16 protein-coding genes and 1 pseudogene are annotated in these 15,513 nt (G+C 59.3%); 13 read left to right on the top strand and 4 right to left on the bottom strand.

Going from position 1 to position 15,513, the window contains the following annotated elements:
* Positions 1–11 precede the first annotated feature (11 nt).
* The 4 genes from VGC33_RS02840 to VGC33_RS02825 form a co-directional block, all read right to left on the bottom strand.
* Positions 12–1,553, bottom strand: a complete 1,542-nt coding sequence (locus VGC33_RS02840; RefSeq protein ID WP_331119076.1) for a DHA2 family efflux MFS transporter permease subunit — start codon at positions 1,551–1,553, stop codon at positions 12–14.
* Positions 1,554–1,606: 53 nt separating this feature from the next.
* Positions 1,607–2,689, bottom strand: coding sequence for an HlyD family secretion protein (locus VGC33_RS02835; RefSeq protein WP_331118826.1), 1,083 nt, complete (start codon positions 2,687–2,689; stop codon positions 1,607–1,609).
* On the bottom strand, positions 2,686–3,243 hold the full coding sequence (locus VGC33_RS02830) for a winged helix-turn-helix transcriptional regulator (protein ID WP_331118824.1): 558 nt from the start codon (positions 3,241–3,243) through the stop codon (positions 2,686–2,688). The genes VGC33_RS02835 and VGC33_RS02830 overlap by 4 nt, the downstream gene beginning before the upstream one ends.
* 142 nt (positions 3,244–3,385) lie before the next feature.
* Positions 3,386–4,375, bottom strand: coding sequence for an aldo/keto reductase (locus VGC33_RS02825; protein WP_331118822.1), 990 nt, complete (start codon positions 4,373–4,375; stop codon positions 3,386–3,388).
* Positions 4,376–4,543: 168 nt separating this feature from the next.
* Between VGC33_RS02825 and VGC33_RS02820 the strand changes: the two genes are divergently transcribed.
* The 13 genes and pseudogenes from VGC33_RS02820 to VGC33_RS02765 form a co-directional block, all read left to right on the top strand.
* Complete coding sequence (locus VGC33_RS02820) at positions 4,544–5,230, top strand: GntR family transcriptional regulator (protein ID WP_331118820.1); 687 nt, start codon at positions 4,544–4,546, stop codon at positions 5,228–5,230.
* Positions 5,231–5,510: 280 nt separating this feature from the next.
* A pseudogene (locus VGC33_RS23220) lies at positions 5,511–5,705 on the top strand (hypothetical protein); the annotation flags it as partial.
* A gap of 93 nt (positions 5,706–5,798) precedes the next feature.
* Positions 5,799–6,368, top strand: a complete 570-nt coding sequence (locus VGC33_RS02815; protein WP_331118818.1) for a MurR/RpiR family transcriptional regulator — start codon at positions 5,799–5,801, stop codon at positions 6,366–6,368.
* A gap of 104 nt (positions 6,369–6,472) precedes the next feature.
* A complete protein-coding gene (locus VGC33_RS02810) occupies positions 6,473–7,297 on the top strand; it encodes an alpha/beta fold hydrolase (RefSeq protein WP_331118815.1) in 825 nt (274 codons plus the stop codon).
* 21 nt (positions 7,298–7,318) lie between these two features.
* Positions 7,319–8,689 (top strand): C4-dicarboxylate transporter DcuC, encoded by a 1,371-nt coding sequence (gene dcuC / locus VGC33_RS02805; protein WP_331118813.1) that lies wholly within the window; start codon positions 7,319–7,321, stop codon positions 8,687–8,689.
* 307 nt (positions 8,690–8,996) lie between these two features.
* A complete protein-coding gene (locus VGC33_RS02800) occupies positions 8,997–10,709 on the top strand; it encodes a nitrilase-related carbon-nitrogen hydrolase (RefSeq protein ID WP_331118811.1) in 1,713 nt (570 codons plus the stop codon).
* A 17-nt stretch (positions 10,710–10,726) separates the two neighbouring features.
* Entirely contained in the window at positions 10,727–11,890 is a 1,164-nt protein-coding gene (locus VGC33_RS02795; RefSeq protein ID WP_331118808.1) for a transporter substrate-binding protein, read from the top strand.
* A gap of 20 nt (positions 11,891–11,910) precedes the next feature.
* Positions 11,911–12,525, top strand: coding sequence for an ANTAR domain-containing response regulator (locus VGC33_RS02790; protein ID WP_331118806.1), 615 nt, complete (start codon positions 11,911–11,913; stop codon positions 12,523–12,525).
* A 394-nt stretch (positions 12,526–12,919) separates the two neighbouring features.
* Positions 12,920–13,543 carry a nitrile hydratase subunit alpha gene (gene nthA / locus VGC33_RS02785; RefSeq protein ID WP_331118804.1) on the top strand — a complete coding sequence of 208 codons (624 nt, stop codon included), beginning with the start codon at positions 12,920–12,922 and terminating at the stop codon, positions 13,541–13,543.
* 13 nt (positions 13,544–13,556) lie between these two features.
* Positions 13,557–13,874, top strand: a complete 318-nt coding sequence (locus tag VGC33_RS02780; RefSeq protein WP_331118802.1) for a hypothetical protein — start codon at positions 13,557–13,559, stop codon at positions 13,872–13,874.
* Positions 13,871–14,224, top strand: coding sequence for an SH3-like domain-containing protein (locus tag VGC33_RS02775; protein ID WP_331118800.1), 354 nt, complete (start codon positions 13,871–13,873; stop codon positions 14,222–14,224). The genes VGC33_RS02780 and VGC33_RS02775 overlap by 4 nt, the downstream gene beginning before the upstream one ends.
* 12 nt (positions 14,225–14,236) lie before the next feature.
* A complete protein-coding gene (locus VGC33_RS02770) occupies positions 14,237–14,728 on the top strand; it encodes a nitrile hydratase accessory protein (protein ID WP_331118797.1) in 492 nt (163 codons plus the stop codon).
* 137 nt (positions 14,729–14,865) lie between these two features.
* Positions 14,866–15,513 (top strand): ABC transporter permease (locus VGC33_RS02765; RefSeq protein WP_414636876.1); only part of this gene is annotated, 648 nt, incomplete at its 3' end.

The following is a 15,513-nucleotide window of genomic DNA, read 5'->3' as shown; positions in this document are numbered from 1 at the left end:
GCCCGACAGGCTTAATGCGCGGGCGGCGGCGCGGGCGTTTTGGCCATTTTTTTCATCAACGGCACCATGGCGGCGGCGATGATAAAACAACACATAATGGCCATAAACGTATCGCTGAAGGTTAAGGTGCGCGCCTCGCGGTAGGTCAGCGTCCAGAGCTGGCGCAACGCGGCGGTGGCGGCGTAGGACGTGTCGTAGCCGAGGCGGATAAATTGCCCGGCCAGGGTATCGAGCATGGCGTTCATCGCGTCGTTGGGCGCCGCCAGGGCTTCCGCCAGTCGGGCGAAATGCAGATTGGTACGGTCGTTAAGCAAGGTGGCGCACCAGGCAATACCGATGGCGCCCCCCAGGTTACGCATTAAATTAAATAAACCCGAGGCCATTTTCAGCCGTTCCGGCGCCAGGCCGCCCAACGTCAGCGTCACCACCGGCGCGACGGAGAATTGCTGCGCCATACCGCGAAAGGCCTGGGGTATCAGCAGTTCCCGCGCCCCCCAATCATGGGTAATCGGCATAAAGTTCCACATGGAAAAGGCAAAACAGGCAAGTCCGAACATCAACAGCCAGCGCAGATCGATCCGGTTGGCGAAAAAGGAATATACCGGGATGGACAGGACCTGGAAGATGCCGGTGGAAAAAACCGCCACGCCGATCTGCAGCGCGCTGAACCCCCGAACCTGGCCGAGGAACAGCGGCGTCAGGTAGATAGTGGCGAAAATACCGACGCCGGTGATAAAGGAGAAAAAACAGCCGAGGGCGAAGTTGCGCTCCTTCAACGCGCGCAGATCGACAATCGGCCGGGCAAACGTCAGCGAGCGCCAAATAAACAGTACCCCCGCCACGGCGGAAATCCAGGCGGTGGTCAAAATGGCGCTGTCGCCAAACCAATCCCAGCGCGGCCCTTCTTCCAGCGTATACTCAAGGCAGCCCAGGCACAGCGCCAGCAGCGCGATGCCCAGGTAATCCGCGCCGCGCAGCAGCGCCAGGTTGGCCCGGTCAATCCGGACCATCAGCGGCACGGCGATGGCGACAAAGGCGCCCGGCACCAAATTGATAAAAAACAGCCAGTGCCAAGAGTAGTTGTCGGTTATCCAGCCGCCCACCGTCGGCCCAAGCGTCGGCGCAAGCGACGCGATGCCGCCGACGGTGGCGGCGGCAAACACCCGCTGCGGCCCGGCAAAAAAAATAAAGGCGGTGGTGAACACCAGCGGGATCATCGAACCGCCGAGAAATCCCTGCAACGCCCGAAAAGCAATCATGCTCTGGATATTCCAGGCCCAGCCGCACAGCAGGCTTGACAAGGTAAAACCGATGGCGGAAACGCAGAACAGCCAGCGGGTGGACATCACATGCGCCAACCAGCCGGAAAGCGGGATGACGATGATTTCGGCAATCAGATAAGCGGTCTGAACCCAAACGGTTTCATCGGTGCCCGCCGATAGGCCGCCGCCGATATCCTTTAACGACGCCGAAACAATCTGGATATCCAGCAAGGCGATAAACATGCCGACGCACATGGTGGAAAACGCAAATATCCTGGTGGACAACGTCATGCCGGCCGGCAGCGACGCCACCGAGGAATGGGCGGCCGCCGCGGTGGCGCCGCTCACGGGCGCCCCGTATCGCGGCTGTCGATGGCGGCGCTCACCGACAGGCCTGGCCGCAGCAGGCCCAGCGTGCCGTCCACGCTGTCGAGATTGATGCGCACCGGCACGCGCTGGACGATTTTGGTAAAATTGCCGGTGGCGTTTTCCGTCGGCAGTACGCTGAACTGAGCGCCGGTAGCCGGAGCCAGGCTGCCGACCGTGCCATGAAATACCCGTCCGGGCTGGATATCGGCCCGTACCGTGGCGCGCTGTCCGGGGCGCATTTCCGCCAGCTGATCTTCTTTAAAATTGGCGTCCACCCATAATCCCCGCGCGGGAATGATCACCAACAGCTGGCTGCCGGCGGCGGCCCAGGCGCCCAGTCTGGCCCGCCGGTTGCCCACCACGCCGTTTATCGGGGCGCGGATCTGGCTGTATTCCACATTAAGCCGCGCCAGATCGCGTTCGGCCACCGCCTGATCCAGCGCGGCCAGGATCTGTCCTTTCTCGCTATCGGTTACCGCCAGCTGGCGCTGTGCCGCCAGCAGCGCCGCCCGGGCCTGCTGGCCGTCGGCCGCCGCTTGCCGGTAGTCGGCTTGGGCTTTTTGCAGGCTTTGCACCGAGACGGCGTCGGACAACTGCAGTTTTTGATAGCGCTCCAGATCATGGCGCGTGCGCTCTGTTTGCGCGTCATAACCGGCAATGGTGGCCCTGGCCTGATCGATCATCGCTTCCTTCAAACTGCGCGTCGAGGCCAGATTGACCAGAGCGGCCTGTTGCGCGGCGATTTCCCCTTCCGTTTTCGCAAGCGCCGCCCGGTAATCCCGATCGTCGAGCCGCAGCAGCACATCGCCGGCATGTACCGCCTGGTTATCGGTGACCTCCATGCTGGCGACATATCCCGCCACTTTGGCGCTGATGGTGGTGATATCACCGCCGACATAGGCGTCGTCGGTGGTTTGCACAAAACGGCTTTGGGTCCACCAGTGATAACCGTAACCGGCAAGTATTGCCGATCCGGCCAACAGCGCGGTTAACATGAGCGCGTGGCGTTTTTTCACGCCGCGCGCCGGTGAGGCGTTGGCGCTTATGGGAGCGTTCATCGGGGTATCCTGTCAGGTGCGCTGTTTGGCGGGGGGTTAAAACGCGCCTTGTCATCCCCGGCGGCCTCTTTGTGTTTCAGAAAATCCATGCGGTAACGCATTTGCTCGCCGGCCATCGGCCCCGGACCCACCCGATAGGTATCGGCGGTGATGCGCTGCCCGGTTACGGCATCGACCAGAACGGGCTGCGCCGGCACATTGGTTTCACGGTTGACCAGCTGCGAGGCTATGCCCTCGGGAGCGAAATGGGCATTGCCCCAGGCCAGCAACGCCCATAACACCGGCCGGAAGTCGCGTCCGGCCGCCGTCAGGTGATATTCATGGCGGGGCGGTTTTTCGCTGTACTGTTTGCGTGCCAGCAGTCCGCTTTCCACCAGCTCGTTAAGCCGGCGCGTCAGCATATTGGGGGCGATTTTCAGGCTGGCCTCGAATTCATAAAATCGCGTCAGGCCGTAAAAGGCATCGCGCAGGATAAGGATACTCCACCACTCGCCCACCCGGCCTAAGCTGCGGGCGATGGGACAGGGCATGGCGCTGAAATCGGTCTTGGTCATGGGCGAATTCTCCGGCCGGTCACTATCATGTTGAAAGTAGCATACAGCCAGTGACTATCATCATGCAAGTTAATACCTCCAGCAGTGTCTATGCGATGTCATAAAGGGCACTGGCCATATCACTCAGCGGCCCCGCCGGACATCAGGCCAGGGCAATCAGTTCCCGCATCTGCCGCGGCGTCAGCGCCGGCCCGGTCGCCGCCGCCGCGTTTTCCGCCATATACCTGGGATTGCCCGTGCCCGGTATGGCGCAGGTGACGGCGGGATTGGCGAGCACGAACCTCAGCGCCAGCTGCGCCCACGACACGGCGCCGGCGTCCCCGGCCCAGGCGGGCAGCGGCGTCGATCCCAGGCGCCTTAGCAGCCCCCCGCCGCCAAACGGCGTATTGCAGATCACCGCGATCCCTTTGTCCCGCGCCAGGGGGAGCAGCCGCCGTTCGGCCGCGCGATCGTCCAGGGCATAGTTAATCTGCAGAAAATCCAGCGGCGTAATGTTGATTACGTTCTCCAGCGCCTCGTACGCCGAGGAGGTATAGTGCGTGACGCCGATATAACGTATGCGCCCCGCCGCCTTCATCTCGCGCAGGGTCGGCAGGTGCGTTTGCCAGTCCAGCAGATTATGGATCTGCATCAGGTCGATACGATCGGTTTGCAACAGACGGAATGAATCCTCCATCTGGCGGATACCGGCCTCGCGCCCGGAGGTCCATACCTTGGTGGCGAGAAACGTCTGGGGCCGGGGCTGGCGTGCGCCCAGCAGTTCGCCGGTGGTGCGCTCCGCCCGTCCGTACATGGGGGAACTGTCGATAACGCTGCCGCCGGCGGCGAACAGCGCATCCAACACGGCGGGAAGCCGCGCATAGTCCGTGCCGCCCGGGGAGACATCAAAGCCGCGATAGGTGCCAAGGCCGATAACCGGCAGCGCCTCGCGCGAGGAAGGGATGGTACGGGTCGGCATAACCGTTGCTCCTGGTAAAGGGGATTGCGGGGACGCCGGGGACGCGCCAAAAGCAACGCCGCCGGCGCCCAGGGCGTTCCAGGCCGCCCATCCGGCGCCAAGGCACAATAGCCGGCGGCGGGATAACGACGCCATCGTCAGCCGGCCATGGCGGGATAGGGTCTGGTTTTGCATCGTTTGATCCTTGCGGGCTGTTTGCCCGCCGTTATTAACGCGACGACTGCCATTAATATTAGCCGGCGCCATCCGACATAACAGTAACAGCGGGTGTAACATCCCTTTAGACTTACCGGCAATTGTAATATATTCACCTTAGCTATCTGATAAAACGGACCATACCGTATGTCGCTCACTCATATCCTCCATGCCGGCGAGCCGGTAAATCAGCAGATTTATCGCTACCTGCGCCAGGAGATTGTCACCTGCATCATCCCGCCGGGTTCCCTGCTTTCCGAAAAAGAGATCTCCGCGCGATTTAACGTCTCGCGCCAGCCGGTGCGCGAAGCGTTTATTAAACTGGCGGAAACCGGCCTGGTCCAGGTATTACCCCAACGCGGCACCTTCGTGCGTAAAATTTCCGCCAGGCTGGTGGAAGACGGGCGTTTTATTCGCGAATCGCTGGAAAGCGCCGTGGTACGCCGCGCCGCCAAACAGGCCCGGCCGGATTATCTGGAACGGTTGGAATATAATCTGGAGTTGCAAACGCGCTCGGCGCAAAAACATGATAGCAATGAGTTCCTGCGGCTTGATGACGACTTCCACCGGCTTATCGCCGGCAGTATTGATTGCGCCCTGGCTTGGGAAACGGTGGAAAATATCAAGGCGGCCATGGACCGGGTGCGTTTTCTGACGTTAAGCGAAGTCTCGCCGCCGGACCGGCTTATCGAGCAGCATCATCATATTTTCAACGCCATCAAAGCCAAAGACGCCGACATCGCCGAACAGGCGATGCGTCTTCATTTGCAGGAAATGATTTTCTCCATCACGCCCATCAGCGAGCGCAACGGCGAATGGTTTGAGGACGACTGACCCGCGCGCCGGGATGGCGTGGTGATCAATAACGGCGCGCGACGCCGGGCGCGGGAACAGCCGGCCCGCGCCGCCGCCGCGCGTTACCTCGTTATGCCGTCTCAGGCACGATTTACGGCACCGTCTAAGGCCAGCGCCTGCAACACCGCGGACAAGCACCGGCATACGGAATTAATGAGATGTGCCACACACTTTTGACAAGGGAAAGTTTAATTCCCCTTTTTTATCTCTTCGGTTTGTTATTAATTGAGGAAGGGATTTACGGCGGGGGAAAAACGGTATGAACAAAACAGAGTTCTCTCAGCGTATAGCAAAAATAGATAACCCGACCGCGACGGAACAGCGCATTATTGAGTATTTCGATAAGCATTTTTTGTCGATACCCTATAGTAAAGTCATTGATATTTGTGAAGAAATAAACATCGCCAAATCTACCTTGGGGCGGTTTATGATAAAAATCGGCTTTAATGGCTTTCAGGACTTTAAAAAATCTACCATTAAGCCTGGGCAACGCAGAAATGTATCGCCCATCGAACGATTTAATAAAGACCAGCATATAAAAAACGGTATGGAATATATTGGCAAGCACTTCAATGAAATAACCGCCAACATCAACAATACTTTTGAAAAAATTGATAAGCGAGACCTCGAAAAAACCATCAGTCTGATTTGCGATCCACAAAAAAAATTATATGTTATCGGCAGCGCAACGGCGCACACGCTGGCCGAGTATTTTTATCTGCTGGGCAGGTATATCAAGAAAGATATCATTTTGCTTGATGCCAACATCGCCAATTTGCCGCATAAGCTGGTGGATGCGCGCAAGGGCGACGTGTTGCTGGCGATATCCTATTACCGGTTCTCCAGCGTCACCACCCGCCTTATCCGCTGGTTTTACCAGCACCGGGGAGATACGGTGGTCATTACCGATCGCGCGGTCAATCCCTTCAGTCATTTCGCCACCGCCCTGTTGCTGATGGACAGTCAGCATAACGGCTTGTTCAACAGCCGCAGCGCCGGATTCGTGCTGGTTGAAGCGCTGGTGAATTATATGGGTGAGGTCATGGGAAATGAGTTGGGTGATAATTTCAAGGTTATGGAATCGTTATTCGAGGAATTTAACGTTTTTAATAAATAAACGCCGACGGCGCGCGCGCATTATTTTTTCAGACAATATGTAAAGGGTGCCGACCGGGCGCCCGTCATCCCTACATCATTTATTACGCAGAAGAGGCTTTGCCTATGAACGCTGAAAGCAACGACGTACCCGTTTGCCCCGGGCAACAGACTATTGCCACCTCCCAGGGGAATTTGTCATTCCGCTCCCGTGGCGAGGGCGAGGTGATCCTTTTTTTACACGGTCTGCTGGGCAGCGCCAAAGCCTGGGCGTTCCAGTTCGCCGCGCTGTCGCCCGCCTATAAGGTGATGGCCTGGGACGCTCCGGGTTATGGCGAATCCGCGCTGGTGGCGGAGGATATCGACGCCTACGAGCAAATGCTGCATGAACTGGTCCTGACCTGCGGAGATCAAAAAATCTCGCTGGTGGGGCACTCCATGGGCGGGACGGTAGCCAGCCGTTATGCCGCCCGGCATCCCGACAAAATAAAGTGCCTGGTATTGTCCTGCACCCATCCGGGTTATGCGGCGCCCAAGAGCGCGCCTGGCTCGGAAAAACTGCAAAAACGCATGCGGGAACTGGCGGAGATCGGTCCCGAGGCCTATGGCCGGAACCGGGCCCGCGACCTGTTGCCGTTCCCGGAGGTGCCGGCGTCCGTGTTGTCCTATGCGGCGGAAATAGCGGCACAGACCCGCCCGGAAGGGCTGGCGCGCGCCTCCAGGATGCTGCAGCTGGCCGATAATCGACCGCTGCTGCCGTTGATAACGGTGCCAACCCTGATCTTAACCGGCGAAAAAGACCCGGTGGTACAGCCACGGTTAGCCGCCGATCTGCTAAAGCTGGTGCCGTTTACCCGGCATATCGACATGCCCGGCCTGGGGCACGCGCCGTATTTCCAGGCGCCCGATTATTACAACGCGCTGCTGGACGATTTTATATCCCATAACTGAATACGCTAAAAGGGTGAATTGATGACCGGCTTCTTAATAGGCGCAATCATTACGATTTGCGCCGCCTGGTTTATTATAAAAAATTACCAGCCACAGACGGTATTGCTACTGGCGGGGTTATCCTTGCTGCTTATTACGGCAATTTTTTTTCCGCAACAGTCGATATTGTACGGACCGGCTAAATCCACCGGCTGGATTGGCTGGGATATTTTTGCTTTTGTCAAAGAGTCATTGGCGACCCAGGTGGCCGGCATCGGTTTGATTATCATGGCCGCCGGGGGATTTGCCGATTATATGGATCATATCAAAGCCTCGAACGCCATGGTCGATACCTGCATCAAACCGTTGCAGATGATCAAGGCGCCTTATGTCATCCTGGCGATCGGGTATATCTTATCGCAGTTATTGCATGTCGCCATTTCCAGCGCGGCGGGACTTGCCATGCTGCTGCTGGTGACATTTTTCCCGGTGCTGGTGCGCCTGGGGGTGAGCAAGGCGGCGGCGGCCTCGATGATTGGCATGTCGGCGTTTATGGATCTCGGCCCGGCGGTGGGCACGGCCAATCTGGCCGCCAAGCACGCCGGCATGGAGGCGGCGGTGTATTTTGCCCATTATCAGCTGCCGCTGGCCATGGGCGTCATGGCCACGGTCGCGGTGCTGATATTTTTCACCGCGCGATATTTTGACGCCAAGGACGGAGCGGTGATGGCCGCCCAACCGCCTGAACCCGCCGTGGGGCAAGAGACGGCCCGCGCTCCGGCGTTTTATGCCCTGCTGCCGGTGTTTCCGGTGGTATTGGTGATTGTCTTCAGTCCGTTATTGGTCAGCGCCATCAAGATCGATGTGGTCACCGCCATGATCATCGGGACGCTGCTGGCATTTGCCTGCGAACTGCTGGTGAAACGCGATTTCAAGGTTGCCTGTAAAGGCGTGCAGGTGTTCTTTAAAGGCATGGGGACGATGTTTACCAGCATTGTCTCCCTGCTGGTCTGCGCGGACGTGTTTGCCCAGGGATTGCAGATTATCGGCGCCGTGGATTATATCATCAACACCGTGCAGACCGCCGGCTTCGGTTTTGGCGGCATGACCGTGGTGATGGCGCTGCTGGTGTGCGTCACCGCCGCGCTGACGGGTTCCGGCGTGGCGGCGTTTTTCTCGTTTTCCGGACTGGCGCCCGGCATCGCGGCCAAATTCGGCGAAAGCGCGGTGAGCATGATTTTACCGATGCAGTTGATGGCGGGAATGGGCCGGTCGATATCCCCTGTCGCGGGTGTGATTATCGCCGTCAGCAAGGCGGGGGAATGCTCGCCGTTTATGATTGTGCGCCGGACCTTTATCCCCGCCGTCGGCGGCATGGCCGCGATGCTTATCATCAACGGCATATTCAACTGAAAACGCCGCCGGCGCCCGGCATGCCAAAACAGTGCAGCGGGCGCGCAAACGCACCGCCGCAGTGAAATCCACCGCGGCTACGGCGAGGGACGCCGGCGGTATTTAAATTTAATGAATTGATCTAAAACAAGTTTTAAAAAAAACTGATTTTCGGGCATGCAAATTGCTTGCTTACCTGCATTGCCCGGCGCTCCGTAGACCTCTTCTGTGCGGAAGGTAGGACGTCATAACACATGAATCTGGCAAAGATGCCCTGTCAACCGTAACGGTTGATGGGGCTTTTTTTTTACCCAAGGAGCGCGTGAGAATGATCAAAGAACCTGTTTCCGTCGCCGCAATTCAGTTCGAACCCACCCAATTCCGTAAAGAAGACAATATCCTCAGGCTGCTGGACCTGGCGGGGGAAGCCGCGGCTAACGGCGCGCGCCTGATCGTCATGCCGGAAATGGGCACCACCGGCTATTGCTGGATGGATCGGGAAGAGGTCGCCGGCTATGTCGAGACGGTGCCCGGCGCCACCACCGATCGTTTTGGCCTGCTGGCGGCGCGCCATCAATGTTACCTGGTGGTCGGTTTGCCTGAGGTGGACGCGCGCAGCGGGCTGTATTACAACTGTGCGGTGCTGATAGGTCCCAGCGGCGTTATCGGCAAACACCGTAAAACCCATCCGTATATTTCGGAGCCCAAATGGGCGGCGAACGGTGATTTGGGGCACCAAGTGTTCCCTACCCCGCTCGGCAATATTGCGCTGCTGATTTGCATGGACATTCATTTTATCGAAACCGCCCGCCTGGCCGGCCTACAGGACGCGGACGTCATCTGCCATATCAGCAACTGGCTGGCCGAGCGCACGCCCGCGCCTTACTGGATCAATCGCGCCTATGAAAACGACTGCTACCTGATTGAAAGCAATCGCTGGGGACGGGAACGCGGCGTCCAGTTCAGCGGCGGCAGCTGCATTATCGAACCCAACGGCCATGTCCAGTCCTGGCGCGATACCGGCGACGGTATCGTCTGTGGGTTGTTGCATCCCGATGCCCAGCGCCGCAGCGTGCTGACGGAACGCCGGCCCGAGCTGTACAAGGAGCTGATGACCAATACCTTTATGTGGAACCCGCTGGATTTCTTCGGCCTGTACGCCACCAAGCCGCTGCCCAAGGGCAAACGCTCCCGCGTCGCGGTGGGTCAATTCGAACCCGACCCGGATATTAACGTCAATCTCGGCCTTATCGGGCAACTGGCCGCCAGGGCAAAAGCGCAGGGCGCCGAGCTGCTGACGCTGCCCGAGCTTTGCCTCACCGGCCCCTACCGGACACCCGCCGGCGCCATTACGCCGCAACACGCGGCCGTCAATGCCCTGATGGACCTGTGCGCTCGCCTGCGGCTGTACCTGGTGGCGGGCATGGCGGAAGATGACGGCGAAGGCGGACGCTATAATTCGGCGTTGTTGATCGGCCCGGACGGCGTGCAGGGGGTGTACCGCAAAATCCATTTAACCGCGCAGGACAAGACCTGGGCCACGCCCGGCAGCGTCTGGAAAACCTTTGATATTCCCTGCGGGCGCATCGGCCTGCTGATAGGCCATGACCTTGATTTTCCCGAGGCCGGGCGGATCCTGGCGATGCGCGGCTGCGACATTATCGCCTGCCCGGCGGCGCTGGATCTGCCGGGACCGGCGGAACATCCCGGCACCACCGTGCCCCACGATTACCCCATCGCCACCGGGGCGTCCCGCCACCACTGGCTGTTAACCCGGGTGCGGGCCGGGGAAAACAATGTCTATCTAAGTTATGCCAATGCCAATCCGTCGGGACTTAGCGGCATTTTCGGGCCGGATACGTTTGTCTGGCCCAGGGGCGAGGCGCTGGTCACTGAAGCCCAGGGCCTGGCCGTGCTGGACATCGATACCAGCAACCTGGACTCGGCTTATCCCACCAATGTGGTGCGCCGCAAAGATCTGGTCGCCATGCGCCAGCCCCATTATTACCAGCCTTTGATACAGGTCGCAGGCAACCAATAAGGTTATACGAGGTGAATATGTTTTCAGCAGATAACCATCCGGCGCCGGGCCCGGGCCGATCGAAAGCCACCATCCCGGTGGGCGTGCTGTATTCGGTGTCCGGTCAATATGGCGGTATCGGGCGGGAAATGCTTAACGGCATTATGCTGGCCATCGAGGAAGTGAATGCCAGCAAAAATTTTAACTTTACCCTGGCGCCGGTCATCTACGATCCCGGCTGCAACCTGGATAACTATTATCGCCATTGCCATGACCTGCTGTACCGGCACGGGGTAAAGCATATCGTCGGCTGTTACACCTCCGCTTCACGCAAACTGATTTTGCCGCTGGTCGAGGGCGCAAACGCCCTGCTGTGGCATACCGCGCGCTACGAGGGTTTTGAAAGCAGCAATCATGTTATGTACCTGGGCGCCGTGCCCAACCAGCACGTGCTGCCGATGCTCGACTATGTTATCAATCATTATCCGGCGGAGATATACCACGTCGGCTCGGACTATATCTGGTCGGAAGAAATCGATCGCATCATCCGCGACGCGCTGGATGCCCGTGGCGGCACCCTGGTCCACAGCCGGTTTCTGGCGCTCGGCGATACCGAGGTGGAACAGGTCATCCTGGATATCATCCGCCGCCGCCCGCCGGTAATCATGGTCACGCTGGTCGGCATTTCGGCCTACCGTTTTTACCGCGTCTGGAAAACCATGGAGCGGCAGCATGAATTCCTGCGTTCGTCCTCCATCGCGCGGCTCAGCCTGACGCTGTGCGAGTCGGAGGTGGCGATGGTGGGCGCGGACGCGCTGGAGGGATACCTGGTTTCCGCCGTGTATTTCCAAAGTATCGACAACGAGCAGAACCGGCGGTTTGTCCGGTGCTATCGCCGCCGTTTCGGCGAAAACGCCGCCCCCACGGTGGACGCCGAGGCCGCATGGATGTGCGGACACTTTTTAGCCAAGGGCATTAACCGGTGCGGCAGCGACGAGACGTCGGCGGTGCGCGAGGCGGTATACGCCGAAAGCCTGTCGGCGCCGAACGGCATCACCCGCATCAATCGGGAAAATAACCATGCCAGCCTGACGCCGCGCCTGGCGCGGCTTGGCGACGACGGGCGCTTTCATCTGCTTTGGCAATCCCCCGGCCCGGTAATTCCAGACCCCTGGTTAACCTGGTCCGATTTTACGTTATAGCCGGCCGCGCGAGGTGTTGAGTGCAAGAGGCAAAAAAACGACTGGTGGTGCGAGGATTGAAAATTGCGCTGTTCGGCTGCGCGCCTCGTGACGAAAAAAACCTGCTGCTGCAGTTCCAGCGTCTGGGCATCGAGGGCAACAGCTTTATGGATTTTCATGATGACGTGTTCCGCGATCGTTATGACAGCGTGATTTTTGACTCCGATAATAGCGTCCTTATCAAGCAGATCAGCCTGGGCACGTGGCCGTCATTGCCCAAAATCGCGCTGATGGGACTGGAGACCCCGTCCCGCTTGTCGTGGGTCATCGATCAGGAGGTGGACGGCTGCCTGCGCAAGCCGGTCAAGACCGATGGCATTTTATCCACCATCATCCTGGCGCGGCATCATTATGAACGCCATCAGGCGCACCTGGACGCCCTCAGGCAACAGGACATTCGCATCCGTTCGCGCCGTTTCCTGTTGTCGGCGCAAATAGTATTGATGCGGGAATTTCATCACAGCGAACAGCAATCCTATGAATTACTGCGGCGGCTGGCCACCGAGCACCAGCAAACGGTGGAGGAATTCTGCATCGTTTTTTTATCGCGCCAGCAGGAATGGTTATGCCGGTTGAAATCGCGCTCTGTGCAATAGGTCCTTGCGCGCCCGCGGCCGACAGGGGTGATGCGCACCACCTTGGTGACCGGCCTGCACTTAAACGGTACAAGGAAACAACCCGTTCGGCACCCGCGGCGGCCACGGTAATACAGGTTTCATTCAATAGCCTGTTTAATAACAATAAATCTACAAAGTACACATTGGCATCTATATTGCTTAACAAGGACATCAGGTGAATTTTTATTTTTCCGACGTCCAGGCCCGTTGATATTCGTTATAGATAGTGTCAGAGAGTAAACATCACGCCGGCAAAGATGCCCCCGCAGCTCGCAAGAGTTGCCGGGGCTTTTTTTTTGCACGGTATTTCCCGCGGCCGGTGCGTGTTACCCGGCGCAAAGGCCGCAAAAACCGAGCAACAAGAGGAATGACAATGAGCGATATTCTGGAGCCCACCGCGCCACCTAATATTCCGACCTTACGGATTAAAGCTATTCAGTCCTTATTGATTGAAAAAGGCTATCTCAAAGCGGAAGCGGTGGATGAAATCATCGATATCTTTGAACATCGTTTCGGTCCGAAGAACGGCGCCAGGGTGGTGGCCAAAGCCTGGAGCGACCCGTCCTACCGGCAGCGGCTGCTGGATGATGCCACCTCGGCCATTGCCGAGCTGGGTTTTACCGGGCTGGAAGGCGCCCATATGTTCGTGGCCGAAAATACCGAAACGGTACACAACATGGTGGTATGCACGCTGTGTTCTTGCTATCCCTGGCCGACCCTGGGCCTGCCGCCCACCTGGTACAAAGCGCCGCAGTATCGCTCGCGGGCGGTCATCGAGCCCCGCGCGGTGCTGGAAGAGTTTAACGTGCGGCTGCCGGACAGCGTTGAAATCCGGGTGTGGGACAGCAACGCCGAGATCCGCTATATGATCCTGCCGCGACGTCCGGCCGGCAGCGAAGGCATGAGCGAGGAACAACTGGCCGCCCTGGTCAGCCGCGACGCGATGATCGGCACCGCCGTGCTGCCCCCCGTAGGCCCCCTGGTAACCCAAGCCTGAACAGGAGAAAACGATGAATTCAATTCATGATGTAGGCGGCATGCATAACCTCGGCCCGGTGGCGATAAATCCCGGCGAGCCGGTTTTCAAGGCGCCATGGGAGAAACAGGTTTTTTCCACCATCGGCCTGTATTTTGCCGGCGGCCTGTGCCCCATTGATGAATTCCGCCACGCCATCGAGGTGATGGATCCCGCGGAATATCTCAGTACGCCCTATTACGTACACTGGTACCACGCGATGGAAACGCTGGGCATCGAAAACGGCCTATTCACCCGGGAAGAGCTGGAAGACAAGGTTCGGCAGTTGGCGCAGCAGGAGAAAACAGCATGAAAATCCTGGAAAAAGAGCAGGTGTACGCCGCGGTGAAAACCAATCCGGTTTATGTGCGCCCCACCGATTTGCCGATCCGTTTCACCGCCGGCGATCGGGTACAGGCAAAAAATATCCATCCGCGGGGCCATACCCGCCTGCCGCGCTATGTTCGCGGCAAGACGGGCACGGTGGTGCGCCGCCACGGCTCCTTCGTGTTTCCCGATACCTTTGCCCACGGCAAGGGGGAAAAACCACAGCATGTCTACAGCGTGCGCTTCGAGGCGCGGGAACTGTGGGGCGAGCAGGCCGAGGATAATTCCGCGGTCTATCTCGATCTGTGGGATGACTATATTGTTCCGGCAACCTGAGAGGAGCGCAGCATGACGACGATAACCACATCATCACCCGCCGGCGCGACCCAGGACGAACCGGAAATGGCGTTCGGCGAACCGTGGCAGGCGGAAGCCTTCGCCACCGCCCTGCAACTGTCGCGCAACGGATTCTACCGCTGGGAAGAATGGGTGGCGGTGTTCGCGCGTACCATCAGGCAACAGCCGCAGCGGCCGGACGAAACCCTGGGGGACGCCTATTATCGCCAGTGGCTGAGCGCGCTGGAAACGCTGCTGCAAGGCAAAGCGCTGTTGTCCGGCGGTGATGTCGACGCGCGCCAGGCGTTGTGGCAACTGGCCTATCTGCACACCCCGCATGGACAACCGGTTTCGCTGCATCGCGTGGCGCACATCTCCGATCCGTGCGCCACCCTGGACCGGGTCGCCGACCCGCGGTTGACCCATCACCATCACCATCACAGCCACGCGCCGGGGGGCCGGATCGCCCCCACGCCGATTACGGTGGTGCCGGGCGCGGGCTGAGCAGGCCTTCACGCCAGGGAATGGCGTAAACCGCAGGGAAAACACGATGGCACAGCGCACAGATGCGCGCCGGTCCGACGCCCCGGCCCGCCGTTTCGCCTGACCATCCGGCCCCAATAAACACAGGAAGCTCGACTATGAGTGATGTATCGCAGGGCCTTTCCCGGAAGGTCCCGGGCGCCCCTCGGCCCGGAAAAGGCCAGCGCCCGGCGTTGCGCGGCGCGGCGCTGGCAATTGTGGTGTATGTTTTCATGTATCTGCTGTACGGCTGGTCGGAACCCGGCGCGTTCAGCGCCTTCGCCGTCGCCGACCTGGTCAATAACGCCGCGCCGCTGGCGCTGGCCGCCGCCGGGCAAACGCTGGTGGTGCTGACCCGGGGGTTCGATTTATCGCTGGTGGGCGTGATCTCCATCGCCAACGTATTAACCGCCATGGTCCCGTTCGACGGGCCGGGCGGCGCGCTGTGCAGCCTGCTGCTCTGTATGGGCGCCGGGGGACTGGTTGGCCTGCTCAATGGTTATCTGGTGGCCTATCGCGGCATCCAGAGCATCGCCGCCACGCTGGGCACCATGATTATCGGCCAGGGCATCGCCCTGCTCCTGCTGCCGGTGCCCGGCGGCGCGGTATCGGAGTTCGTCAGCGACGGCCTGACGGGCATGCTGTGGCAAAGCCTGCCGGTGTCCGCCCTGGTGCTGGCGTTTTTTGCCCTGGTCTGGCTGCTTATCAAGCGTACCGACACCGGCGTCGCCTTTTATGCGGTGGGCGCCGATGAAACCGCCGCCGCG

It is taken from the genome of Acerihabitans sp., from assembly GCF_036398755.1.
In the GTDB taxonomy this organism is placed as follows: Bacteria; Pseudomonadota; Gammaproteobacteria; order Enterobacterales; family Enterobacteriaceae; genus Acerihabitans.
This window is presented reverse-complemented; position numbering and strand designations above follow the sequence as displayed.